The following is a 22,399-nucleotide window of genomic DNA, read 5'->3' on the forward strand; positions in this document are numbered from 1 at the left end:
GAAAGGGGGATGGGTGGTGGGGTGGGGGGTGTTGGAGTGAGTTCCGGTGGTATGGGGTGCGGTGGTGGACATGGGTGTGCCCGGCGTCCCTCGTGGTGGGGTGGCGCCGGGCACAGGTGGTGCGGGGGTGTGGGTCAGTGGGCGTTGCGTACGTGGAGGGCGCGGCGCAGGTCGTCGATCTGGTCGGTGAGCATGCGGTGCAGGGAGGGGGTGAGTGTCTGGTTGTCGAGGGTCTGTTCGCCGAGGTGGAGGTTGTCGGTGTCCACGGCGTAGGTGGGGAAGGCGTGGCGTCCTGCGGCGTCGGCGATGGCGGGGCCCCGGCGGGCGGCTAGGCGGGTGGCCTCGGGGTAGAAGCGGGGGATGTATTGGCTGGTGAGGTCGGCCTGTTCGGGTTGCCAGAAGCCTTGGGCGGTGGCGGTGAAGAGGTAGTTGGAGAGGCTGTCGTCGTTGAACAGGGCGTTCCAGGCGGTGGCCTTGGCCTCGGGGGTGGGGAGGGCGGCGCGGCAGCGGGCGGCGCCTTCCTGGCCGGTGGCGCTGGGGTCTTGTGCGAGTTCGGCGGCGATGGTGGGTTCGTCGGTGGCGCCGAGGGCGGCGAGGCGGGTGAGGATGCGCCAGCGCAGTTCGGGGTCGAGTTCGGGTCCGCCGGGGACGGTGCCGTTGGTGAGCCAGTCCTGGATGGTGTCGGGCTGGGTGGCGGCGTCGATGAGGTGGCGTACGGCGATGAGGCGGAGGCCGGGGTTGTGGCCGTCCTCGGTGCGGCGGATGAGGTCGCGGCACAGGGCGGTGAGGGTGGTGAGGGCGGCGGGGCGGTGTTCGGGGGTGAGGTAGCGGCGGGCGATGTGGGTGCCGGCGAAGGCGAGTACGCCCTGGGCGAGGGCGAGGTCGGTTTCGAGCGGGAGGTGGGTGCGGGCCGCTTCGAGGTAGGTGGTGGGGGCGAGTTCGCCGTCGCGGACCATGTCGCGGGCGGTGTTCCAGACGACGGCGCGGGTCAGGGCGTCGGGGATGCTGGAGAGGCTGGTGAGGACGGTTTCCCAGGACTGGGTGTCGAGGCGGATCTTGGTGTAGCTGAGGTCGCCGTCGTTGAGGACGAGGAGTGCGGGGCGGCGGCCGGGGCGTGTATCGGGTGTGCCGTCCAGGGGGATGTCGATCTCGTAGCGTTCGCGCAGGACGAGCCGGTCGGTGCCGGTGTGGGGGTCCGGGGCGTGGTCGTAGGCGCCGATGGCGATGCGGTGGGGGCGGCTGCCGTTGTGGTCGACGCCGAGGGTCCAGGTGTTGTCGGCTTCCTCGATGCGGGAGGTGAGGGTGTCGACTCCGGTGGTGCGCAGCCAGGCGTCGGCCCAGGCGTGGACGTCGCGGTCGGTGGCGGATGCGAGGTTGTCGATGAAGTCGGCGAGGGTGGCGTTGGCGAATTTGTGGCGGGCGAAGTGGGTGTTGATGCCGGCCAGGAAGTCTTTCTCGCCGAGCCAGGCGACGAGTTGGCGGAGGACGGATGCGCCCTTGGCGTAGGAGATGCCGTCGAAGTTGAGCATCGCGGAAGCGGTGTCGGGGACGGCGTGCGGGTCGGGTGCGACGGGGTGGGTGGAGGGGCGCTGGTCGGCGTCGTAGCCCCAGCCCTTGCGGGCGACGCCGAAGTCGACCCAGGTGTCGGTGAAGCGGGTGGCTTCGGCGAGGATCTGGTAGCCCATGTACTCGGCGAAGGACTCGTTGAGCCAGATGTCGTCCCACCAGGCGAGGGTGACGAGGTCGCCGAACCACATGTGGGCCATTTCGTGGGCGATGACCATGCCGCGGGTCTGGCGTTCGGTGTCGGTGACGGCGGAGCGGTAGACGAACTCGTCGCGGAAGGTGACGAGGCCGGGGTTCTCCATGGCGCCGACGTTGAACTCGGGTACGAAGGCCTGGTCGTAGGAGTCGAAGGGGTAGGGCTCGTCGAATTTCTCGTGGAAGCGGTCGAAGCAGGCCCGGGTGATGTCGAGGATCTCGTCGGCGTCGGCGTCGAGGTGGGGGGCCAGTGAGCGGCGGCAGTGGATGCCGAAGGGCAGTCCGGCGTGTTCGGTGGTCACGGAGTGCCAGGGGCCGGCGGCGACGGCGACGAGGTAGGTGGAGATCGGCGGGGTGGCGGCCAGGGTCCAGTGGCCGTCGCCGCGGTGTTCGGCGATGCCGTTGCCGAGGACGGTCCAGCCTTCGGGGGCGGTGACGGTGACTTCGAAGACGGATTTGAGGTCGGGCTGGTCGAACGCGGCGAAGACGCGCTGGACGTCTTCCATGGAGAGCTGGGTGTAGGCGTATGTCTCGCCGTCGGTCGGGTCGGTGAAGCGGTGCATGCCTTCGCCGGTGCGGGAGTAGCTCATGGCGGCGTCGATGCGCAGCTCGTGGGTGCCGGCGGTGAGTCCGGTGAGCGGGAAGCGGTTTTCGACGAGGCCGGCGGGGTCGAGGGGCTGTCCGTCGAGGCTGATCGAGCGCAGGGTGGCCGGTTTGAGTTCGACGAAGGTGTCTCCTGCCGCGGCTGCGGTGAACTGGATGACGGTGCGGGAGTCGAAGGTCTCCTCCCCCGTGGTCAGATCGAGGTCGATCGTGTACCGGTGTATGTCGAGGAACTGGGCTCGGGTCTGCGCTTCGTCGCGCGTCAGTACGGACATGCGCTCATGCTGCCGTACGTGGCGGGCGTGCCGCAGGCGGGTTCTCCCACGGCTGAGTGGTATGGGGTCGGAGGGGGCGCCTGTTTCCGGTCGCCGCGGAAGTTGCGGTACTCGTCGTTCATGAGGTCCCAGAAGGACCGGTAGCGGACGGCTCCGGGCAGCCAGTGGGCGAGGTACCAGGCCTCCCATTCTCCGTCGGGTGTGACGATCCGGGGGTTGAGCAGGTATACGTCTCCTGCTCCGGGGGTGTGGCTGATCTTGAGCATGCCGCGCAGGTATTCGGTCCGGATGGCCCAGCACTCCTGCTCGGCGCCGTAGACGAAGTACTCCTCGTCGGGAACGTCATCCGGTTCCCCGTCACCGGTCCAGCCCTCGATCAGTTCGGGATCGAGGTCTCTGACCCAGCCCACTTCCCGGGCGGGCAGGAGCCTCCCGATCCAGGTGGTCGTGTCGAGCCACCCGTCGCTGGTCCGCAGGAACTCCCGGTAGCTCGGCGGGAGTCCGACGCCCAGGCGTTCCTCGAGTCCGGCGAGTTCCCGGCGCGTCGCGCCCGGTCCGCCCAGCCAACGGGCCGCGCGTACCTCGTCCGGGAAGGGTTGGTGTCTCTCCTGTTCGTGCAGGACGGGGTCGAGCCATTCGTCGCTCCAGCGTTGGAGCAGTTCGCGCCATGGATGGACGGCGGAACGGGGCTCGGGCGTGGGCTTGTTGATTTCTGTGTCCGGCATGGCCGGACTGTACGCGGGGTCACTGACAGCGTGGGCCTGCCCGGCCTGTTGCAACCGTGGGTGCGGCTGTCGCGTCCCGCGTTGCGACGGGGCTGCGACCTCGTGGTGGGTGGGGGTGCCGGAGCGATGAGGTGGGTTGTGGTCGGAGCGATGGCGGGGCGGAGTGGGCGGCGGGGCGCCACGGGGTTGGTGCCGTGGGGTGTGGCGGCGGGTGCGGTCGCCTGGTGTCTGGTGGGGATTCGGCGGGCGGCGCTTTTGGAGAACTACCCCTGGAACGTCTGGACTCCGATCGGTTACGGAGCGGTCAAGGGCGTGTTCCTGGGGCTGCTGGCGGGTTGGTGTGCCGTGGTGGTGCTCCGGGTCGTCCCGGTGGCCTGGTGGCGGGAGGGCGGCGGGGTCGCGGCGGCGCGGTTCGCGGGTCTCGTTTTCTCGGGAGGGCTGCTGGGTGGTCTGGTGCCGGGGACCGTCCGGGACTTCATGGGTGAGCCGCAGCCTCGGACCCTGTACTACTTCGACGGGCCGAGGCCGGAATCGGAGTGGTACTGGCGGCCGTTGCTGTCCGAGTGGCTGATGTGCACGGTGCTGCCGGCGTTCGGCTGTGCGGTACTGCTGGCCGTGGGTGCCCTGGTGTCCGTCCGGTCCTCGCGCCGTGAGCGGTTCGGCTGGGCGGTGCCGGCCCTGGTGGGAGCGGGCCTTCTGGTCCTCCCCCACTACGCGGCTGCCGGGCTGCCGGCGCCTGAGGGCAGTGGCGATCATGTCAACGAGTCGGCGTCGGCCGGGCTGGTCGTGGCGACCACGGGGCTCGGGCTGCTGGTGAGTGCCTGGGTGGTGTGGTGGAGGCGCAGGCCGCGCGGGCCGGTGGGTGCTCCGTCCCCGGGGCTCACGCCTCCCCGTTCGTCGCCGATTCCTCCGCGATCCGTTCGTGATGGCGGATGACCTCCGCGACGATGAAGTTCAGCAGCTTCTCGGCGAAGGCCGGGTCCAGGTGTGCGCTCTCCGCCAGCTGACGCAGCCGGGCGATCTGCCTGCTCTCGCGGGCCGGGTCGGCCGGGGGGAGCTGGTGGGCGGCCTTGAGGTGGCCGACCTGCTGGGTGCACTTGAAGCGCTCGGCGAGCATATGGACAACAGCGGCGTCAATGTTGTCGATGCTCTCGCGCAGCCGGTTCAGTTCCGCATTGGCGGACTCGTCGATGTCCCTCGTGGTCATGGTCAGCGAGCTTAGACGGCCGGTCTCAGACGGCCGGGCCCGGCGGGGTGATCGTCGGTGGGTTCTCGGGGTCGGGGACCTGGTCGCTCCAGCCGCCCGGTACGTTGCGGCCCTGCTGTTCGCGGAAGCGGACCGGGGCGGTGCCGACCCGGCGGGCGAAGAGGCGGGAGAAGTACGCCGGGTCGTCGTAGCCGACGCGTCGGGCGACGGCGGCGACCGGCAGCTCCGTGGCGGCGAGGAGTTCCTTGGCGCGGCCGAGCCGGATGCCCAGGAGGTAGTCCTTGGGGCTGCACCCGGCGCCCCGCCGTACCGCCGTACGCAGCTCGGCGGGTGTCATGCCGTGCCGGGCGGCGTGCTCGGCGACGGACAGCGGCTGGAAGGCGTCCCGGGCGAGGGCCTGCAGGACGGGGTCGCCGTCGGGGCTGACATCGGCGCGGGCCCGGCGCAGGGCGACGAGGAGTTCGTGGACGGCGGCGCCGGTCTCGACCTCCAGGAGCGGGTTGCCGCGCCGTGCCGCACGCACCATCCGTCCGATCGCGGCGCGTGGGCCGGCCGTGTCGGCGAGCGGGACGAGCGGGCGGTCGGGCTCGATGTAGCCGAGTTCGGTGTAGGTGGCGGTGGCGGGGCCGGTGAAGTCGACGAAGCTCTCGTCCCAGCCGGTGCCGGGGTCGGCGCCGTAGTGGTGCGGGGTGCCGGGTGTGAGCCAGATCAGGCTGGGCGTGGTGACGGGGATCCGGCGGCCGTCGGGCCCGGTGAACCAGCCGCTGCCGGAGCTGATGACGACGGCCACATGGTGGTCCAGGGTGCGCGGGCCGACGGTGGGCAGCGCGCCGTGCTGGAGTCCCACGCCCAGGCAGACCAGGCCCAGCCGGTGGTGGAGCGGGCTTGGGGTGAAGAAACGCATCCAGGTGTGGTACATCGGCCTTCCTTCCTCCCCCTTTCCCGCGTCGATCCTTTCCCGCGTCGATCCGAACAGTTGTGTCCAAACAGCAGTGATCTTTGTCCATGGACCGGCAGGACGCCAGGGGGCGAAGCTGGGACGCGAGATTCCTCCCGGGTTCGCCCGCTCCGTGGTGCGTGCCGTCGTACGGGCCCGGGGCGGTGCGGCTCCGGGGACCGCACGCACAGGAGAGTACGAGCGCGATGGCTGACTTCACCGTGGGGGACGACCACTTCCGGCTCGACGGGAAGCCCGTACGGCTGCTGTCGGGGGCCCTGCATTACTTCCGGGTGCACGAGGCGCAGTGGGATCACCGGTTGTCGATGCTGCGTGCCATGGGTCTGAACTGTGTCGAGACGTATGTGCCGTGGAATCTGCACGAGCCGCGGCCGGGCCGGTTCCTGGACGTGGCGGCGCTCGGCCGGTTCCTGGACGCGGCGCAGCGGGCCGGGCTGTGGGCGATCGTCCGCCCGGGGCCGTACATCTGTGCCGAGTGGGAGAACGGTGGTCTGCCGGCCTGGGTGACGGGGCGGTGCGGCCGGCGGGTGCGGTCGCGTGACGCGGAGTACCTGGGTGCCGTGGAGCGGTGGTTCACGGCGCTGCTGCCGCAGGTGGTGCAGCGGCAGATCAGCCGCGGCGGGCCGGTGATCATGGTCCAGGCGGAGAACGAGTACGGGAGTTTCGGTTCCGATCACGTGTACCTCCGGCGGGTGGCCGGGATGTTGCGTGAGCGCGGGGTGACTGTGCCGCTGTTCACCTCCGACGGGCCGGAGGACCACATGCTCACGGGCGGTTCCGTGCCGGGGCTGCTGGCCACGGCGAACTTCGGCTCGGGTGCGCGCGAGGCGTTCGAGGTGCTGCGCCGCCACCAGCCGAAGGGCCCGCTGATGTGCATGGAGTTCTGGTGCGGGTGGTTCGAGCACTGGGGTGCCGAGCCGGTCGTGCACAGGCCCGCACAGGCCGCCGAAGCGCTGCGGGAGATCCTGGAGTGCGGGGCGTCGGTGAACATCTACATGGCGCACGGGGGGACGAACTTCGCCGGATGGGCGGGGGCGAACCGGTCCGGCCCGGTCCAGGATCAGGACTTCCTGCCGACGGTGACCTCGTACGACTACGACGCGCCGATCGACGAGTACGGCCGTCCCACGGAGAAGTTCCGGCTGTTCCGCGAGGTGCTCGCCGAGTACGCGCCGGAGCCGCTTCCGGAGCTTCCGCCGGAGCCCGTCGGGCTTGCGGTTCCGGTGCGGGCCGAGCTGACGGAGTGGGCGCCGCTGGATGCCGTGCTGAAGGCGCTGGGCGACGAGGAGACGGCGCCGTCCGGTGTGCCGCCGACGTTCGAGGAGCTGGGGGTCGGCCGGGGTCTGGTGCGCTACCGGGTGGCTGTGCCCGGTCCGCGCCGGCCCTACGAGCTGAGTGCGGCGGGGCTCCGGGACCGGGCCGTGGTGTATGTGAACGGGGTCCGGGAGGGTGTGCTGACCGAGGAGGACAGCACCCTGGACGAGCCGGTGGCCGGGCCCGCGGAGGTCGAGCTGTGGGTGGAGTCGCTGGGCCGTGTCAATTACGGGCCGCGGCTCGGTGAGCCCAAGGGGATCACGGGCGGGGTGCGGCACGAGCGGCAGTATCTGCACGGGGTGCGGGCGCGGGCGCTGCGTCTCGACGCGTTCGAGGAGCCGGACGCGGTGGCGAAGGTGGCGTTCTGCAGTGCCGAGGGGGCCGGGGAGACCGGGCTGTTCAGGGGGACGTTCGAGGTCGCCGAGGTGGAGGGCACGGGGCACGCGGGGCTCGAACTGCCGGGCTGGACGCGCGGCTTCGTGTGGGTGAACGGCTTCGGGCTGGGCCGTTACTGGTCGGTGGGCGCGCAGCGGACGCTGTACGTGCCGGGGCCGGTGCTGCGGGAGGGCGTCAACGAGGTGTGGGTGCTGGAGCTGGAGGGCGCGGGCGCGCCGTATGCGGAGCTGGGCCCGGGGGTGCCCGTCCGGACGGGCACCCCCGGGGATGTTCAGGTGTGACTCAGGAACCGGCCGGGGCCGGGGTCAGAGCGTGGCCGCCGCGGACGCGATCTTGGCGGCGAACGTCGAGACCTCGCTGTACACGCCGGGGTAGCCGGGCCGGGCGCAGCCCTGGCCCCAGCTGACGATGCCCACCTGGATCCAGGCTCCGGCGTTGTCCTTGCGGAACATGGGGCCGCCGGAGTCGCCCTGGCAGGTGTCGACGCCGCCGGTGTCGATCAGCCCGGCGCAGATCTCGTCACCGGGGATGAGGTCGCTGCCGTACGCGGCCTGGCATTCGGCGTCGGAGACGAACGGCACGGTGGCCTTGAGGAGGTAGCGCTGCTGGGCGCCGCCCTCGGTGGCCGCGCCCCAGCCGGCGACGGTGAAGTCGCCGTTGTTGTACGCGGTGGTGGTGGCGATCTTCAGGGTCGGCAGGTCGATGGGCTTGGCGAGCTTGATGAGTGCCCAGTCCTTGCCCGCGCCGTTGTAGCCGGGGGCCTGGAGGACCTTGGTGGACTTGACCTTGATCGCGCTGGAGGACTGCAGGTCGACGACGCCCGCGGTGGCGGTGATGGAGGTGTTGTTGCCCGAGCCGTTCACGCAGTGGGCGGCGGTGAGGACGATGTCCTTGGCGTAGAGGGCGCCGCCGCAGCCCATGGACAGCCGGACCATGAACGGGAATTCGCCCTGGGCGGCGCGGGTTCCGCCGACGACCGGCTGGGGTGCCGCTGAGGCCCCGGCGGGCTGGAGGCTGACGGCCGCGAGGACGACGGCGGCTATGACGGAACATCTCTTCACGGCACGCAGAAGCTGCTTCAAGAGACTGCCTTCTTTCGTGGGGGGTGCTTGTGGGGGGTGCTTGTGGGGAGTGCCTGCGCCCGGGCCGGGTTCTGACCGGGGGCGGCACAGCACCGCACCGATGGTCATGACCCCGACAAAGGCGTGGTTCGGATTATCGGGAAATGATCACGACCGCCACAAGGATCACTTTCCGGCCAAGATCACCCACGGTGTTACGGCTACAGTGAATTCCGGTCGAGCCTCGCGGACAGGGGGTGGGACGTGGTGGACGACAGCCGGAACGACGGCCGGGGCACCGGCAGCCCGGTGGTCCACGGTTTCCCGCACCTCGACACGGTCCGGTCCGCGATCACGGCGCTGTACCGGCGGCTCTCGTACGACGGTGTCCGCGGTTACGCGACGAGCCTCGCGCCCGTCGACGCCGCCTTCCTCGACCAGGACGATCTCCATCTCGGCGCCCAGCGGGTGGCGCGGGCGGTGGTCCAGCATCTGCACCTGCCGGACGCCCGCGTGATCGTCGGCTTCCGGGCGATGGAACACGCCGCCGGTGTCGAACTGGCCGCGGGGCCGGAGTACTTCGTCGAACTCAACGACCGCTTCCGCACCCACCGCAGGGACATCGGCGCCGCGCTCTCGCACGAGGTCACCCATGTGCTGCTGCACCGCCTGGGCCTGGAGTTCCCCGGTACGCGGGACAACGAGATCCTCACCGACACCGTGACCACGTACCTGGGCGCGGGCTGGCTGCTGCTCGACGCCTTCCGCGAGGACGAGGTCTCCAGCCAGAAGCTCGGCTATCTCACCCCGGAGGAGTTCGGATACGTCCTCGCCAAGCGGGCGCTGGCCTTCGACGAGGACCCGTCGCCGTGGTTCACCAGCCCGCAGGCGTACACGGCGTACGAGAAGGGGCGCGCGCGGGCGCTCCAGGACGTCCGGCAGCCACCCCTCGCGGCCGCCGGCCGGGCGGGCCGCCGCCGTTACGCCAGGGACCGGCGGCGCGCCCGGGACCACCCGGACACGACCACGGCCCCCGATGTCCCGTACGCCTTCGCAAGCGGCCCGCAGGGGCTCCGGGTCTCCTTCGCCTGCCCTGTCTGCCACCAGCGCATCCGTGTACCGGTGCGCGGACGGGTGCGGGCTCGCTGCGGGCTGTGCCGTACGGTCCTGGACTGCGAGACCTGAACGGGGGCGGGCGCTGCGCCGTCTCCCGTAACGGCGCACGGAGCAGGGCCCTTTCGTCCTGGTCAGTCCGTTGTGCGGGAGGCATCATCGCCCGCTGTCCGCGTAAGACGCGACAGACGGCGGGGCGGGGCCGGGGACCCGAGCACCCGAGCACCCGCAGGGCGAACGGCGGCCGACACCCGGGTGCACGGCGGCCGGCGGCGCCCCAGGGCGAAACACGCCCTACCCCGCCCCGTACACCGGCCGCGCCGGCTCCGCCTGCGCCAGCAGCTTCCGTACCGCCTCCCCCGCCTCCGCCGGCTCCCATCGCGCGCCCCGGTCCGCGGTGGGGCCGGGCCGCCAGCCCTCCATGACCGTGATCCGGCCCGCTTCCACCTCGAAGACCCGCCCGCTCACCCCGTCGCTCGCGGCCGAGCCGAGCCACACCACCAGCGGGGAGACGTTCCCCGGGGCCATCGCGTCGAACGCGCCCTCCCCCGGTGCCGCCATCGCCTGCGCGAAGGTCTGCTCGGTCATCCGGGTCCGGGCCGCCGGGGCGATCGCGTTGACCTGGATGCCGTACCGGCCCAGCTCCGCGGCGGCGACCAGGGTCAGGCCGACGATCCCGGCCTTCGCGGCGGAGTAGTTGCCCTGGCCGACACTGCCGAGCAGCCCCGCGCCGGAACCGGTGTTGATCACCCGGGCGGCCGGCGCGCGCCCCGCCTTCGCCTCGGCCCGCCAGTGCGCGGCCGCGTGCCTCAGCGGCAGGAAATGGCCCTTGAGATGGACCCGCATCACGGCGTCCCAGTCGTCCTCGTCCAGATTCACCAGCATCCGGTCGCGCAGGAATCCCGCGTTGTTGACCAGGGTGTCCAGCCGCCCGAAGTTCTCCAGCGCGGCCGTGACCAGTGACGCGGCCCCCTCGGCCGTGGCGATGTCGCCGGTGTGGACAACCGCCTCGCCGCCCGCGGCCGCGATCTCGTCGGCCACCTGCCGGGCAGGGCCGGCACCGCCGCCGTCGCCTCCGGGGCCGACGCCCAGATCGTTGACGACCACCTTCGCGCCCTCGGCGGCGAAGGCGAGCGCATGGGCGCGGCCGAGTCCGCGCCCCGCGCCCGTCACGGCCACCACGCGGTCGTCGCACAGACCAGTCATCACTCGTCTCCCTACTCGTCTCCTTGTTGGCGATGCGGGGGCAGGCTGCTACCTTCCACACCTAACAAACGTTTGGTGGAAAGGTAGCTGATTCGCTCATGGGTGTCTCCACCGCAAGTCCCGGCAAGGGCATCCGGCTCGTCACGGTCGACCACCCGCCCGTCAACGCGCTTCCCGTGCGGGGCTGGTACGAGCTCGCCGACGCACTCCGCGCGGCGGGCCGCGACCCCGAGGTCCGCTGCGTCGTGCTGGCCGCCGCCGGACGCGGATTCAACGCGGGAGTCGACATCAAGGAGATGCAGCGCGACACCGGGCACGAGGCCCTGATCGGCGCCAACCGGGGCTGCTACGAGGCGTTCGCCGCCGTGTACGAGTGCGAGGTCCCGGTCGTCGCCGCGGTGAACGGCTTCTGCCTCGGCGGCGGCATCGGTCTCGTCGGCAACGCTGACGCGATCGTGGCCAGCGACGACGCGACGTTCGGCCTGCCCGAGCTGGACCGGGGCGCGCTCGGCGCGGCGACCCATCTGGCCCGGCTCGTTCCGCAGCATCTGATGCGCGCGCTCTACTACACCTCGCGCACCGCCACCGCCGCCGAACTGCACGTCCACGGCTCGGTCTGGAAGGTCGTACCGCGCGCGGAACTGCTCGGCGCGGCACTGGAACTGGCGGGCGAGATAGCCCGCAAGGACGGCTATCTGATCCGGCTGGCCAAGGCCGCCATCAACGGCATCGACCCGGTGGACGTACGCCGCAGCTACCGCTTCGAGCAGGGCTTCACCTTCGAGGCCAATCTCAGCGGAGTCGCCGACCGGGTACGCGACACATTCGGCAAGGAGGAATGACCATGACCGACAAGACCATGACCGTCGACGACGTCGTCTCCCGGCTCAGCAGCGGGATGACGATCGGCATCGGCGGCTGGGGCTCGCGCCGCAAACCCATGGCACTGGTGCGGGCGCTGCTCCGCTCCCCGGTCACCGATCTCACCGTGGTCTCGTACGGCGGACCCGACGTGGGTCTGCTCGCCGCCGCCGGCCGGATCCGGAAACTGGTCACGGCCTTCGTCACGCTCGACTCGATCCCGCTCGAACCCCACTTCAGGACCGCCCGCCAGCGCGGCGCGTTCGAACTGATGGAGATCGACGAGGCCATGTTCATGTGGGGGCTGCACGCCGCCGCGAACCGGCTGCCGTTCCTCCCGGTGCGCGCCGGCATCGGTTCCGATGTGATGCGGGTCAACCCGGGCCTGCGCACGGTCGTTTCGCCGTACGAGGACGGCGAGGAGTTCGTCGCGATGCCCGCGCTGCGGATGGACGCCGCGCTGGTCCACATGAACCGCGCCGACCGGTTCGGCAACGGCCAGTACCTCGGCCCCGACCCGTACTTCGACGACCTGTTCTGCGAGGCCGCGGACACCGCGTACGTCTCCTGCGAACGCCTCGTGGACACCGCCGAGCTGACCGGGAACGCCGCCCCGCAGACCCTCCTCGTCAAGCGGCACTCCGTCACCGGTGTCGTGGAGACCCCGAACGGCGCGCACTTCACCTCCTGCGTGCCCGACCATCCGCGCGACGAGGCGTTCCAGAAGGCCTACGCGACCGCCGCCGCCGACCCCGGGGCCTGGGCGGCCTTCAGCGAGCGTTTCCTGCCCGCCGAGGGCGACGAGAAGAGCTACCAGTCGGCCGTCCGGACCTGGCACGAGGAGCAGAAATGACCAACGCGACCGCGGCCACCCGGGCCGAGTACTGCGTGATCGCCTGCGCCGACGCCTGGCGCGACAACGGCGAGGTGCTCGCCAGCCCGATGGGCCTCGTCCCGTCCGTCGGCGCCCGGCTCGCCAGGCGCACCTTCTCCCCCGATCTGCTGCTCACCGACGGCGAGGCGCTGCTCGTCGGCCCGGACGGCACGACGGAGGGCTGGCTTCCCTACCGCCGGCATCTCGCCATGGTCACCGGCGGCAGGCGCCACGTGATGATGGGGGCGAGCCAGATCGACCGGTTCGGCAACCAGAACATCTCCTGCATCGGCGACTGGGAACAGCCGGCCCGCCAGCTGCTCGGCGTGCGCGGCGCGCCGGTCAACACCCTGAACAATCCGGTCAGTTACTGGATCCCCCGGCACTCCACCCGGGTCTTCGTCGAACGGGTCGACATGATCTGCGGGGTCGGCTACGACAGTGCCGCGGCGGCCGGCCCGTCGGCGGCCCGCTACCACCGCATCCCGCGCGTCGTGACCGATCTCGGCGTCCTCGACTTCGCCACCCCGGACCACTCGATGCGGCTGGCCTCGCTGCACCCCGGCGTCACCGTCGACCAGGTCCGCGAGGCCACCGGTTTCGACCTCGCCGTCGCGGACGACGTCCCGTACACCCGGGAGCCGACCGCCGTGGAGCTGTCCCTGATCCGCGAGGTCATCGACCCGCAGGGCACCCGGAACCGCGAGGTCGGGGTCTGATGCGGACGGCGTTCACGGAGCTCGTCGGCGTCCGCCACCCCATCGTCCAGACCGGCATGGGCTGGGTCGCGGGCCCCCGCCTGGTCTCCGCCACGGCCCGCGCCGGCGCCCTCGGCGTCCTGGCCTCCGCGACGATGACCACCCAGCAGCTGCGGGCGGCGGTGCGGGAGGTCAAGTCCCGCACGGACGAGCCGTTCGGTGTCAATCTGCGCGCCGACGCGGGCGACGCCCGCGAACGGGTACGGATCGTCATCGACGAGGGCGTGAAGGTGGCGTCCTTCGCGCTGGCCCCCTCGAAGGAGCTGATCGCCGAGCTGAAGGACGCGGGTGTGGTCGTGATCCCGTCGATCGGCGCCCGGCGTCATGCCGAGAAGGTCGCGGCGTGGGGCGCGGACGCGGTGATCGTGCAGGGCGGCGAGGGCGGCGGGCACACCGGTGAGGTGGCGACCACCGTGCTGTTGCCCCAGGTCGTGGACGCGGTGGACATCCCGGTGATCGCGGCGGGCGGCTTCCGCGACGGCCGGGGCCTGGTCGCGGCGCTGGCGTTCGGGGCGGCGGGCATCGCGATGGGTACGCGGTTCCTGCTGACGTCGGACTCGACCGTGCCGGACGCGGTGAAGGCCCGGTACCTGGCGGCCGGCGTCAAGGACATCACGGTCACCACGGCGGTGGACGGGCTCCCGCACCGGATGCTGCGTACGGAGATGGTCGCCGCGCTGGAGCACGCGGGCCGGGTCCGGGCCCTGGCCCGGGCGGTGCGCCGGGCGTCGGGTTTCCGGCGGATCTCCGGGCTGAGCTGGTCCCGAATGGTGCGTGACGGACTCGCCATGAAGCACGGCAAGGACCTGTCGTGGAGTCAGGTCCTGATGGCGGCCAACACACCGATGCTGCTGAAGGCGTCCATGGTCGACGGCCGGACGGATCTGGGGGTGATGGCATCGGGCCAGGTGGCGGGACTGATCGAGGACCTGCCCAGCTGTGCGGAGCTGGTGGACCGGGTGATGGCCGAGGCCCATGAGGCGCTGGGCGCGGTGACCCGCGCCCAGGGCGCCGACGTGTAGGGCGGGCGCGGACGCGCGAGGGGCGCCCGGATCCCTCCGGGAGCCCCTCGTCGTCCGTCGAACGGTCCGTACGGCTACGCGGCCCTGCGGCCGCGTCCCGCCGCCGCGCCGCCGCGTCCGGCCCCGGAGCGCCCGGCCCCCGCGCCGCGCGACTCGCCGTTGCCACGGCCGCGGGGAGCATCGCCCGAGCCGGCGGCGCGGGGAGCGCCACCCGAGCCCGTGCCTCGCGAGGCACCGCCCGTACCCGCGGCGCGGGCCTCGCCGCCGCCCTGTCCGGCGCCACCGCGACGGCCCCGGCCGCGGCTGCCCGAGCGGAAGCCGGAGCCGCCCGCCGCCGACCCGCCCGAGCGCGTGCGCTGCTTGGGCGGGGTCGGCTGCGGGACCTCGATGACGACCGCGACGCCGGACGGCTCACGGGCCCCGGTGATCCGGACGAGCTCGTCGTCGCCGGACTTGATCCGGGTGGTCCGGGGGGCGATGCCCGCGTCGGCCATCAGCCGGGTCATCTCCCGCTTCTCCTCGGGCAGGACCAGGGTGACGACACTGCCGGACTCCCCGGCGCGCGCGGTGCGCCCGCCGCGGTGGAGGTAGTCCTTGTGGTCGGTCGGCGGGTCCACGTTCACGACCAGGTCGAGGTCGTCGACATGGATGCCGCGGGCCGCCACGTTCGTCGCCACGAGTGCGGTGACCTGGCCGTTCTTGAACTGGTCCAGCGTCCGGTTGCGCTGCGGCTGCGAGCGCCCGCCGTGCAGGGCGGCGGCCCGTACACCGCTGGCGAGCAGCCGCTTGGCGAACCGGTCGGCGGCGCGCTTGGTGTCCACGAACATGATCACCCGGCCGTCCCGGGCGGCGATCCTGGTGGCGACGGCCTTCTTGTCGGTCTCGTCGGCCACGTGCAGCACATGGTGCTCCATCGTGGTGACCGCGCCGGCGGACGGGTCGACCGAGTGCACGACGGGGTCGGTCAGGAACATCTTGACCAGCCGGTCGATGTTCTTGTCGAGCGTCGCGGAGAACAGCATCCGCTGGCCGTCCGGCTCGACCTGCTTGAGCAGGGCGACGACCTGCGGCATGAAGCCCATGTCGGCCATCTGGTCGGCCTCGTCGAGGACGGTGACGGCGACCTGGTCTAGGCGGCAGTCGCCGCGCTCGATGAGGTCCTTCAGCCGGCCGGGCGTGGCGACGAGCACCTCGGCGCCACGGCGCAGCGTGCCGGACTGCCTGGTGATCGACATGCCGCCGACGACGGTGGCCAGGCGCAGGTTCACCGATGTCGCGTACGGGGTCAGCGCGTCGGTGACCTGCTGGGCGAGCTCGCGGGTCGGGACGAGGACGAGCGCCAGCGGTGCCTTCGGCTCGGCGCGCCGTCCTGCGGTGCGGGCCAGCAGGGCGAGGCCGAAGGCGAGGGTCTTGCCGGAGCCGGTGCGGCCGCGGCCGAGGATGTCCCGGCCGGCGAGCGAGTTCGGCAGGGTGGCGCCCTGGATCGGGAACGGATCGGTGACGCCCTGCGCGGCAAGGGTTTTCAGCAGGGCGGCAGGCATGTCCAGCTCGGCGAACGCCTCTACGGCGGGCAGTGCGGGGGTCATGGTTTCCGGCAGGGCGAATTCGCCCTGCGGCGGCGTGGCCCTGCGACGGGGCGACGCCTTGCCGGATCCCTTGCCGGAACCCTTGGCGGTTGCCTTTGCCGGGGCCGTGCCGCGCGCCCTCGACGGGCGGTTGCGGGCGGGTCGGTCCTGGCGTTCGGAGCGGGTCATACGGAATTGCCCTCCTGGGGGATTCCTGAAAATTCCCGGGAAGTCCTGGGGATCCCTGAGAAATCTGTGGGACTGCTGGGACTGCGTGGAACTGCATGGAACTGCTGGGCACTGCGTGGAACTGCTGGGGAGCGCCGTGGGCAGGCGTCCGTGTACCGCCGTGTCCTGGGCACAGCACAAGCCGGGACCCGCACCTTCACGGTGCGGGCCCCGGCTGCGAGGTACGCGTCCGGCAATCAGGCCGGGACGATGTTCTCCGCCTGCGGGCCCTTCTGGCCCTGCGTGACGTCGAAGGTGACCTTCTGGCCCTCCTGGAGCTCACGGAAGCCCGAGGTGGCGATGTTGGAGTAGTGGGCGAAGACGTCGGCGCCGCCGCCGTCCTGCTCGATGAAGCCGAAGCCCTTTTCCGAGTTGAACCACTTCACGGTTCCAGTAGCCATGTCATTCTCCTAAAAGAGGTGCAGTGCCGGAAATCCGCACTTCACGAATTCCAAGTCGCCGCATTGAGCCCCATCCGGAGAAAGCCGGAAAACAATAATGCGCCTGAGGAAGCATTCCCGTCAGGCGCACATAATGTTCATGGGTACCAAAACTGCAACTCGGCAACCGTAGCACGTTCCGTCGGCCCGCGGCGGGAACGCGCCGCGGGCCGGCCCCCGGATTCTTGTCCGGGTCCTTGCGGCAACCGGCCGGGGACCGCACCGGAACATGACCGGATTCGTTGTCGCGACCGGTGTCGGAGCGGTTCGGCGGCCGTATCCGGCCGGGTCCGGGGTCAGAGCCGTTCGATGATCGTCACATTCGCCTGACCGCCGCCCTCGCACATGGTCTGGAGCCCGTAGCGGCCGCCGGTGCGCTCCAGTTCGTGCAGCAGAGTCGTCATCAATTTCGCTCCGGTTGCACCGAGCGGGTGACCGAGGGCGATTCCGCCGCCATTGACGTTGACCCGTTCGGGGTCGGCCCCGGTCTCCTTCAGCCAGGCCAGCACGACGGGGGCGAATGCCTCGTTGATCTCGACCAGGTCCATGTCGTCGATGGTCATTCCGGTCTTCTTCAGCGCGTACGCGGTGGCCGGGATCGGTGCCGACAGCATGCGGATCGGGTCCTCGCCCCGTACCGAGAGGTGGTGGACGCGGGCGCGCGGGGTGAGGCCGTGCTCGGCCACGGCGCGCTCGGAGGCGATGAGCAGGGCGGCGGCTCCGTCGGAGATCTGCGAGGAGCACGCGGCGGTGATCGTGCCGCCGTCCAGGACCGGCTTCAGCGCCGCCATCTTCTCCGGGGTGGTGTCGCGGCGCGGCCCCTCGTCGGTGGTGACGTCGCCGAGGGCGACCGTCTCGCGTGCGAAGCGGCCCTCGTCGATGGCGCGGACCGCCCGCCGGTGGGAGCGGAGCGCGAACTCCTCCATGTCCTGGCGGCTGATGTCCCATTTCTCGGCGATCAGCTGGGCGCCGTGGAACTGGTTGACCGGCGCGTCGCCGTACCGGGCGCGCCAGCCCGCGCTGCCCGCGTACGGGCCGTCCGTCAGCCCGAGGGGTTCGGCGGCCTGGCGCGAGGCGAAGGCTATGGGGATCTGCGTCATGCTCTGGGTGCCGCCCGCGACGACCAGGTCCTGGGTGCCGGAGAGAACGCCCTGGGCGGCGAAGTGCAGGGCCTGCTGGGAGGAGCCGCACTGGCGGTCGACGGTCACGCCGGGGACCTCCTCGGGCAGTCCGGCCGCCAGCCAGCAGGTGCGTGCGATGTCGCCGGCCTGCGGTCCCACGGTGTCGAGGCAGCCGAAGACCACGTCCTCGACGGCGGCCGGATCGATCCCGCTCCGTTCCACGAGGGCCTTGATGACATGGGCGCCGAGGTCGGCGGGATGGACGGCGCCGAGGCCTCCGCCGCGCCGCCCGACCGGGGTGCGTACCGCTTCGACTATGAATGCCTCGGCCATGTCTGCTGCTCCTTGGTGAGCGCGGGTGGGGTCAGGTGTCGAGGGCGATGCCGTCCAGGACCATCGAGAGGTACTGGCGGGCGATCTCCTCGGGGCTGTGCAGTCCGCCCGGCCGGTACCAGGACGCCGCGACCCAGACGGTGTCGCGGACGAAGCGGTAGGTCAGACGGATGTCGAGGTCGGCGCGGAAGCTGTGGTCGGCGACGCCGCGTTCCAGCGTGCCGAGCCAGGCCTTCTCGAACTTCTGCTGGGAGTCGACGAGGTACTGGAAGCGCGGCTGGGCGGCCAGCTGCCTGGACTCCTTCTGGTAGATGGCGACCGCGGCGCGGTGCCGGTCGATCTCCCGGAAGGACTCGGTGACGAGTGCCTCGATGGTCGCCCTGGGGGCCAGCTGGGCAGCGAGTACCGTGTCGTACCCCTCCCAGAGTTCGGTGAGGAAGGTCGAGAGGATCTCGTCGATCATCGATTCCTTGGAATCGAAGTGGTAGTAGAGGCTGCCCGCGAGCATCCCGGCCGCGTCCGCGATCTTGCGGACGGTGGTGGCGTTGTATCCCTGGGCGGCGAAGACCTCGGCCGCGGTGTCGAGCAGTTCGCGGCGCCGCTCGGGCGAGGGGGTCACCTGGGGCTTCTTCTTGGTAGGCACCCGACCATTCTCCGCCCGGCCGCCGCCCGCCCGGACATGGCGCGGTCAGGCACGCTGACTGCTGACGGAGACGACCTCGCCGGTCAGGTACGAGGAGTAGTCGCTGGCGAGGAAGACGATGACGTTGGCGACCTCCCACGGCTCGGCGTACCGGCCGAAGGCCTCCTTCGCGGTCAGTTCGTCGAGGAGTTCGGCGGAGGTGACCTTCACCAGGTGCGGGTGCATGGCGAGGCTGGGTGCGACGGCGTTGACGCGTACGCCGTACTCGGCGGCCTCGATCGCGGCGCACCGGGTGAGCGCCATGACGCCCGCCTTCGCGGCGGCGTAGTGGGCCTGGCCGCTCTGGGCGCGCCAGCCGACGACGGAGGCGTTGTTGACGACGATGCCGCCGCGGCCCGCCGCGCGCAGCGAGCGCAGGGCGGCCCGGGTGCAGCGGAAGGTGCCGTTCAGGGTGACGTCGAGGACCTTGGTCCACTGTTCGTCGGTCATCTCGGTGAGTGCGGCGGTGCCGCCGAGCCCGGCGTTGTTGATGACGATGTCGGGGCCGCCGTGGGTCCGTTCGGCGAGCGCGAACAGCGCCTGGACCTGGGTCTCGTCGGTGACGTCGCAGGGCAGTGCGGCGACGCGGTCCGCGCCGAACTCCTCGGCGAACGTTTGCTCGGTCTCCTTGAGCCGGCGGGCGTGCGCGTCACCGATGACGATGCGGGCGCCCTCCTCCAGGAACCTGCGGGCGGTGGCGCCGCCGATGCCGGCCCCCGCGGCCGCGGTGATGACGGCGGTGCGGCCGGCCAGCAGCCCGTGTCCGGATACGTACTGCGGTGCGCTCACGCCTGTGCCTCCTCGGCCCCGGCCCTTCGGATCCTCGACGGTGCTCGTGCCCGTACGTTAACCTACCAAACACTTGTTAGGGAAGGATGAGCCGATGCCCTCTGCCCATGACACCTCCGCCGACGGCCACCCGGCCGGCCCGGTGCTGTACGAGCGCCGCGGCCCGGTCGCGTACATCACGCTGAACCGCCCGCGTTACCGCAACGCCCAGAACTCGTCCATGACCTACGCCCTGGACGACGCGTTCTACCGGGCCGCCGAGGACTCCGAGGTCAAGGTGGCCGTGCTGGCGGGCGCCGGGGACCACTTCTCGGCGGGCCACGACATCGGCACTCCCGGGCGCGACGCGCATCTGCCCTTCGAGCGCCGGGCGGGCCTGTGGTGGGACCACTCCGACAAGACCGGCGCGGAGAGCCGCTTCGCCCGCGAGTCGGAGGTCTATCTGGGCATGTGCAGGCGGTGGCGCGAGCTGCCGAAGCCGGTCATCGCCTCCGTCCAGGGCGCCTGCGTGGCCGGCGGGCTGATGCTCGCCTGGGTCTGCGACCTGATCGTGGCGAGCGAGGACGCCTTCTTCGCCGATCCGGTGGTGCGGATGGGCATCCCCGGCGTCGAGTACTTCGCGCACCCGTGGGTGATGCCGCCCCGGATCGCGAAGGAGTTCCTGTACACCGGCGACCGGATGAGCGCCCGCCGGGCGTACGAGGTCGGCATGGTGAACAAGGTGGTGGAGCGGGCCGAACTCGTCGATTCCACCCACGAGTTGGCGCTGCGGGTGGCCGGGATGCCGCGCCTGGGGCTGGCCCTGGCCAAGCGCGCGGTCAATCAGGCCGAGGACCTCCAGGGAATGCACACCGGGATGGACTCGGTCTTCGGGCTGCACCACCTCGCCCATGCGCACAACGCGGAGACGGCGGCGGACGCGCTCGGCGGCATGGACATCGCCGCGATGAAGAAGAAGGCGGACGGCTGATGGATCTGTCCTCCACGGCGCAGGAGGCGGCGTTCCGGGACGAGGCGCGCCGATGGCTGCGGGCCAACGTGCCCGCCGCGCCGCTGCCGTCGCTGGAGACCGCCGAGGGCTTCGCCGCGCACCGGGCGTGGGAGGCGAGGCTGTACGCGGACCGCTGGTCGGTGGTCTCCTGGCCGGCCGAGTACGGCGGCCGGGGCGTCGACATCTTCCGGTGGCTGGTCTTCGAGGAGGAGTACTACGCGGCGGGCGGCCCCGGCCGGGTCTCGCAGAACGGCATCAACCTCCTCGCCCCCACGCTCTTCGACCACGCCACGGACGAGCAGCGGGCCCGGGTCCTGCCGTCGATGGCGAGCGGTGAGGTGATCTGGGCGCAGGCATGGTCCGAGCCGGAGGCGGGCTCGGACCTGGCGTCGCTGCGTTCGCGGGCGGTGCGCACGGACGGCGGCTGGCTGCTCTCCGGGCAGAAGACCTGGTCCTCCCGGGCGGCTTTCGCGGACCGGGCGTTCGGCATCTTCCGTTCCGATCCCGAGGCGGCCAAGCCGCACCACGGGCTGACGTACCTGATGTTCGACCTGTCGGCGCCGGGGGTCTCGGTCCGGCCCATCGGCAGGCTCGACGGCAAGCCGGCCTTCGCCGAGCTGTTCCTGGACGAGGTGTTCGTACCGGACGAGGACGTCATCGGGGAGCCCGGACAGGGCTGGCGTATCGCCATGTCGACAACGGGCAATGAGCGCGGGCTGACGCTCCGCTCCCCCGGCCGCTTCCTGGCGGCCGCCGACCGGCTGGCCGCGCTCTGGCGCACCCATGGCGACCCGTCGGACACGGCGATGCGGGACCGGGTGGCGGACGCGGTGATCGGGGCGCGCGCGTACCAGCTCTTCACCGGCGCCAACGCCTCCCGCTTCGCCGCCGGGGCGGCCATCGGCGCGGAGTCCAGCCTGAACAAGGTGTTCTGGTCCGAGTACGACATCGCGCTGCACGAGACCGCGCTCGATCTGCTGGGCCCGGACGCGGAACTCGCCGAATCCGAGTGGTCCGAGGGGCACGTCTTCTCCCTCGCGGGGCCCATCTACGCCGGTACCAACGAGATCCAGCGCGACATCATCGCCGAGCGGCTGCTCGGCCTGCCGAAGGGACGGCGCTGATGCGTTTCCTCCTCGACGACGAGCAGCGGGAGTTCGCCCGTTCGCTGGACGCGATGCTGACCGCCGCGGACACTCCTTCGGTGGTACGGGCCTGGGCCGCCGGGGACCACGGACCGGGCATGGACCTGTGGGCACGACTGGCGGGGGCGGGGGTCTTCGCCCTCGCGGTGCCGGAGGCGTACGAGGGCGTCGGCCCGCTGCCGGTCGAACTCGCGGTTGCTTTCACCGAGTTGGGTCGGCACGCGGTGCCGGGGCCGGTGGTGGAGACGGTCGCCGCCGCGGTGCTGCTGGCGGACGTGGGGGGTCCGGCGGCCAGGGAGTGGCTGCCCCGGCTGGCGTCCGGCGCGGCGTCGGCGACGCTGCGGATGGCGGGGTACGGACCGTACGCGCTGGACGCGGACGCGGTGGACGCCGTGTTCACGGTGAGCGGCGACGAGTTGCGGCTGGCGCCGGGCCCCGGAGAGCTGAGCGTCTCGTCCGACCCGGCCCGTCGGCTGCTGCGCCCCGGGCCGGGCGGTGAACTGCTCGCGTCGGGGGTCCGGGTGACGCGGGCGGCGGTGCGGGCGGCCCGGTGGGCGGCGTTCGCGACAGCCGCCCAGGCGCTCGGCACGGGCGAGGCGCTGCTGCGGACCACGGTTTCGTACGTGGGGCAGCGCACCCAGTTCGGTACGGCCATCGGTTCCTTCCAGGCGGTCAAGCACCGCCTCGCGGACACCCTGATCGGGCTGGAGTTCGCCCGCCCGCTGCTGTACGGGGCGGCGCTCGCGCTCGCCGAGGGGTCGCCGGACGCCGGGGCGGAGGTGGCGGCGGCCAAGGTGACGGCGGGCGAAGCGGGGTACGCGGCGGCGCGGACCGCGCTGCAGCTGCACGGGGCGGTGGGTTACACGCAGGAGCTGGACCTGTCGCTCTGGCTGCGCAAGGCACGCCCCCTGCGCGATGCGTGGGGGACACCGGGGGCGTGCCGGGCGCGGGTGCTGGCCGGGCCCTGACGG

At 71.7% G+C, this 22,399-nt stretch carries 21 protein-coding genes; 10 read left to right on the forward strand and 11 right to left on the reverse strand.

The genetic code is table 11. The features are described from left to right. Positions 1 to 134: 134 nt before the first annotated feature. Entirely contained in the window at positions 135 to 2,639 is a 2,505-nt protein-coding gene (pepN, locus tag ACWCQ6_RS00970) for an aminopeptidase N (RefSeq protein WP_451084633.1), read from the reverse strand. After that, a complete protein-coding gene (locus tag ACWCQ6_RS00975) occupies positions 2,627 to 3,364 on the reverse strand; it encodes an SMI1/KNR4 family protein (RefSeq protein ID WP_451084634.1) in 738 nt (245 codons plus the stop codon). The genes pepN and ACWCQ6_RS00975 overlap by 13 nt, the downstream gene beginning before the upstream one ends. 126 nt (positions 3,365 to 3,490) lie before the next feature. Between ACWCQ6_RS00975 and ACWCQ6_RS00980 the strand changes: the two genes are divergently transcribed. Continuing rightward, positions 3,491 to 4,300, forward strand: coding sequence for a hypothetical protein (locus tag ACWCQ6_RS00980; protein WP_451084635.1), 810 nt, complete (start codon positions 3,491 to 3,493; stop codon positions 4,298 to 4,300). Here ACWCQ6_RS00980 and ACWCQ6_RS00985 read toward each other — a convergent pair. Together ACWCQ6_RS00985 and ACWCQ6_RS00990 are read right to left on the reverse strand one after the other, a co-directional pair. Then, complete coding sequence (locus tag ACWCQ6_RS00985) at positions 4,245 to 4,571, reverse strand: chorismate mutase (protein ID WP_451084636.1); 327 nt, start codon at positions 4,569 to 4,571, stop codon at positions 4,245 to 4,247. The two genes, ACWCQ6_RS00980 and ACWCQ6_RS00985, sit on opposite strands and share 56 nt — an antisense overlap. 25 nt (positions 4,572 to 4,596) lie before the next feature. Then, positions 4,597 to 5,490 carry a helix-turn-helix domain-containing protein gene (locus tag ACWCQ6_RS00990; protein ID WP_451084637.1) on the reverse strand — a complete coding sequence of 298 codons (894 nt, stop codon included), beginning with the start codon at positions 5,488 to 5,490 and terminating at the stop codon, positions 4,597 to 4,599. Positions 5,491 to 5,714: 224 nt separating this feature from the next. On the opposite strand from ACWCQ6_RS00990, the gene ACWCQ6_RS00995 reads away from it, so the two are divergent. Continuing rightward, positions 5,715 to 7,520 (forward strand): glycoside hydrolase family 35 protein, encoded by a 1,806-nt coding sequence (locus ACWCQ6_RS00995; RefSeq protein WP_451084638.1) that lies wholly within the window; start codon positions 5,715 to 5,717, stop codon positions 7,518 to 7,520. A 24-nt stretch (positions 7,521 to 7,544) separates the two neighbouring features. On the opposite strand, the gene ACWCQ6_RS01000 is transcribed toward ACWCQ6_RS00995, so the two are convergent. Then, positions 7,545 to 8,321 carry a S1 family peptidase gene (locus ACWCQ6_RS01000; RefSeq protein WP_451084639.1) on the reverse strand — a complete coding sequence of 259 codons (777 nt, stop codon included), beginning with the start codon at positions 8,319 to 8,321 and terminating at the stop codon, positions 7,545 to 7,547. A 246-nt stretch (positions 8,322 to 8,567) separates the two neighbouring features. Here ACWCQ6_RS01000 and ACWCQ6_RS01005 point away from each other — a divergent pair, with 246 nt between their 5' ends. Beyond that, a complete protein-coding gene (locus tag ACWCQ6_RS01005; RefSeq protein WP_451084737.1) occupies positions 8,568 to 9,485 on the forward strand; it encodes a hypothetical protein in 918 nt (305 codons plus the stop codon). A gap of 222 nt (positions 9,486 to 9,707) precedes the next feature. Here ACWCQ6_RS01005 and ACWCQ6_RS01010 read toward each other — a convergent pair whose 3' ends face one another. Continuing rightward, positions 9,708 to 10,619, reverse strand: a complete 912-nt coding sequence (locus ACWCQ6_RS01010) for an SDR family oxidoreductase (protein WP_451084640.1) — start codon at positions 10,617 to 10,619, stop codon at positions 9,708 to 9,710. Between the two features lie 98 nt (positions 10,620 to 10,717). On the opposite strand from ACWCQ6_RS01010, the gene ACWCQ6_RS01015 reads away from it, so the two are divergent. From ACWCQ6_RS01015 to ACWCQ6_RS01030, 4 genes are read left to right on the forward strand one after another with little or no spacing between them, the layout of a single operon-like run. Further along, positions 10,718 to 11,461 (forward strand): enoyl-CoA hydratase family protein, encoded by a 744-nt coding sequence (locus tag ACWCQ6_RS01015; protein ID WP_451084641.1) that lies wholly within the window; start codon positions 10,718 to 10,720, stop codon positions 11,459 to 11,461. A 2-nt stretch (positions 11,462 to 11,463) separates the two neighbouring features. After that, positions 11,464 to 12,333 (forward strand): CoA transferase subunit A, encoded by an 870-nt coding sequence (locus tag ACWCQ6_RS01020; protein WP_451084642.1) that lies wholly within the window; start codon positions 11,464 to 11,466, stop codon positions 12,331 to 12,333. Then, entirely contained in the window at positions 12,330 to 13,073 is a 744-nt protein-coding gene (locus tag ACWCQ6_RS01025; protein ID WP_451084643.1) for a CoA-transferase subunit beta, read from the forward strand. Before ACWCQ6_RS01020 ends, ACWCQ6_RS01025 begins: the two co-directional genes overlap by 4 nt. Beyond that, positions 13,073 to 14,134 (forward strand): NAD(P)H-dependent flavin oxidoreductase, encoded by a 1,062-nt coding sequence (locus ACWCQ6_RS01030; RefSeq protein WP_451084644.1) that lies wholly within the window; start codon positions 13,073 to 13,075, stop codon positions 14,132 to 14,134. Before ACWCQ6_RS01025 ends, ACWCQ6_RS01030 begins: the two co-directional genes overlap by 1 nt. A gap of 74 nt (positions 14,135 to 14,208) precedes the next feature. Here ACWCQ6_RS01030 and ACWCQ6_RS01035 read toward each other — a convergent pair whose 3' ends face one another. From ACWCQ6_RS01035 to ACWCQ6_RS01055, 5 genes are all read right to left on the reverse strand, one after another. Then, complete coding sequence (locus ACWCQ6_RS01035) at positions 14,209 to 15,888, reverse strand: DEAD/DEAH box helicase (protein ID WP_451084645.1); 1,680 nt, start codon at positions 15,886 to 15,888, stop codon at positions 14,209 to 14,211. 236 nt (positions 15,889 to 16,124) lie between these two features. After that, positions 16,125 to 16,328, reverse strand: coding sequence for a cold-shock protein (locus ACWCQ6_RS01040; RefSeq protein ID WP_004985680.1), 204 nt, complete (start codon positions 16,326 to 16,328; stop codon positions 16,125 to 16,127). Between the two features lie 335 nt (positions 16,329 to 16,663). Then, entirely contained in the window at positions 16,664 to 17,821 is a 1,158-nt protein-coding gene (locus ACWCQ6_RS01045; RefSeq protein ID WP_451084646.1) for an acetyl-CoA C-acetyltransferase, read from the reverse strand. 31 nt (positions 17,822 to 17,852) lie between these two features. Then, positions 17,853 to 18,464 carry a TetR/AcrR family transcriptional regulator gene (locus ACWCQ6_RS01050; RefSeq protein ID WP_451084647.1) on the reverse strand — a complete coding sequence of 204 codons (612 nt, stop codon included), beginning with the start codon at positions 18,462 to 18,464 and terminating at the stop codon, positions 17,853 to 17,855. Positions 18,465 to 18,509: 45 nt separating this feature from the next. Further along, on the reverse strand, positions 18,510 to 19,292 hold the full coding sequence (locus ACWCQ6_RS01055) for an SDR family oxidoreductase (protein WP_451084648.1): 783 nt from the start codon (positions 19,290 to 19,292) through the stop codon (positions 18,510 to 18,512). Between the two features lie 94 nt (positions 19,293 to 19,386). Here ACWCQ6_RS01055 and ACWCQ6_RS01060 point away from each other — a divergent pair, with 94 nt between their 5' ends. Genes ACWCQ6_RS01060 through ACWCQ6_RS01070 form a run of 3 tightly spaced genes read left to right on the forward strand, consistent with a single transcriptional unit; the run spans position 19,387 to position 22,396 of the window. Beyond that, complete coding sequence (locus tag ACWCQ6_RS01060) at positions 19,387 to 20,262, forward strand: enoyl-CoA hydratase (protein ID WP_451084649.1); 876 nt, start codon at positions 19,387 to 19,389, stop codon at positions 20,260 to 20,262. Beyond that, a complete protein-coding gene (locus ACWCQ6_RS01065; protein ID WP_451084650.1) occupies positions 20,262 to 21,407 on the forward strand; it encodes an acyl-CoA dehydrogenase family protein in 1,146 nt (381 codons plus the stop codon). Before ACWCQ6_RS01060 ends, ACWCQ6_RS01065 begins: the two co-directional genes overlap by 1 nt. Beyond that, the gene (locus ACWCQ6_RS01070; protein WP_451084651.1) at positions 21,407 to 22,396 is read left to right on the forward strand and encodes an acyl-CoA dehydrogenase family protein; all 990 of its coding nucleotides are present in this window, start codon (positions 21,407 to 21,409) and stop codon (positions 22,394 to 22,396) included. The genes ACWCQ6_RS01065 and ACWCQ6_RS01070 overlap by 1 nt, the downstream gene beginning before the upstream one ends. Positions 22,397 to 22,399: the final 3 nt, after the last annotated feature.

Source organism: Streptomyces sp. NPDC001880 (genome assembly GCF_053594575.1).

Bases quoted from the DNA above. Each gene is read 5' to 3' on its own strand.
- pepN (WP_451084633.1), bottom strand. From the start codon at position 2,639: ATGTCCGTACTGACGCGCGACGAAGCGCAGACCCGAGCCCAGTTCCTC.
- ACWCQ6_RS00975 (WP_451084634.1), bottom strand. From the start codon at position 3,364: ATGCCGGACACAGAAATCAACAAGCCCACGCCCGAGCCCCGTTCCGCC.
- ACWCQ6_RS00980 (WP_451084635.1), top strand. From the start codon at position 3,491: ATGAGGTGGGTTGTGGTCGGAGCGATGGCGGGGCGGAGTGGGCGGCGG.
- ACWCQ6_RS00985 (WP_451084636.1), bottom strand. From the start codon at position 4,571: ATGACCACGAGGGACATCGACGAGTCCGCCAATGCGGAACTGAACCGG.
- ACWCQ6_RS00990 (WP_451084637.1), bottom strand. From the start codon at position 5,490: ATGTACCACACCTGGATGCGTTTCTTCACCCCAAGCCCGCTCCACCAC.
- ACWCQ6_RS00995 (WP_451084638.1), top strand. From the start codon at position 5,715: ATGGCTGACTTCACCGTGGGGGACGACCACTTCCGGCTCGACGGGAAG.
- ACWCQ6_RS01010 (WP_451084640.1), bottom strand. From the start codon at position 10,619: ATGACTGGTCTGTGCGACGACCGCGTGGTGGCCGTGACGGGCGCGGGG.
- ACWCQ6_RS01015 (WP_451084641.1), top strand. From the start codon at position 10,718: ATGGGTGTCTCCACCGCAAGTCCCGGCAAGGGCATCCGGCTCGTCACG.
- ACWCQ6_RS01020 (WP_451084642.1), top strand. From the start codon at position 11,464: ATGACCGACAAGACCATGACCGTCGACGACGTCGTCTCCCGGCTCAGC.
- ACWCQ6_RS01025 (WP_451084643.1), top strand. From the start codon at position 12,330: ATGACCAACGCGACCGCGGCCACCCGGGCCGAGTACTGCGTGATCGCC.
- ACWCQ6_RS01030 (WP_451084644.1), top strand. From the start codon at position 13,073: ATGCGGACGGCGTTCACGGAGCTCGTCGGCGTCCGCCACCCCATCGTC.
- ACWCQ6_RS01035 (WP_451084645.1), bottom strand. From the start codon at position 15,888: ATGACCCGCTCCGAACGCCAGGACCGACCCGCCCGCAACCGCCCGTCG.
- ACWCQ6_RS01040 (WP_004985680.1), bottom strand. From the start codon at position 16,328: ATGGCTACTGGAACCGTGAAGTGGTTCAACTCGGAAAAGGGCTTCGGC.
- ACWCQ6_RS01045 (WP_451084646.1), bottom strand. From the start codon at position 17,821: ATGGCCGAGGCATTCATAGTCGAAGCGGTACGCACCCCGGTCGGGCGG.
- ACWCQ6_RS01060 (WP_451084649.1), top strand. From the start codon at position 19,387: ATGCCCTCTGCCCATGACACCTCCGCCGACGGCCACCCGGCCGGCCCG.
- ACWCQ6_RS01065 (WP_451084650.1), top strand. From the start codon at position 20,262: ATGGATCTGTCCTCCACGGCGCAGGAGGCGGCGTTCCGGGACGAGGCG.
- ACWCQ6_RS01070 (WP_451084651.1), top strand. From the start codon at position 21,407: ATGCGTTTCCTCCTCGACGACGAGCAGCGGGAGTTCGCCCGTTCGCTG.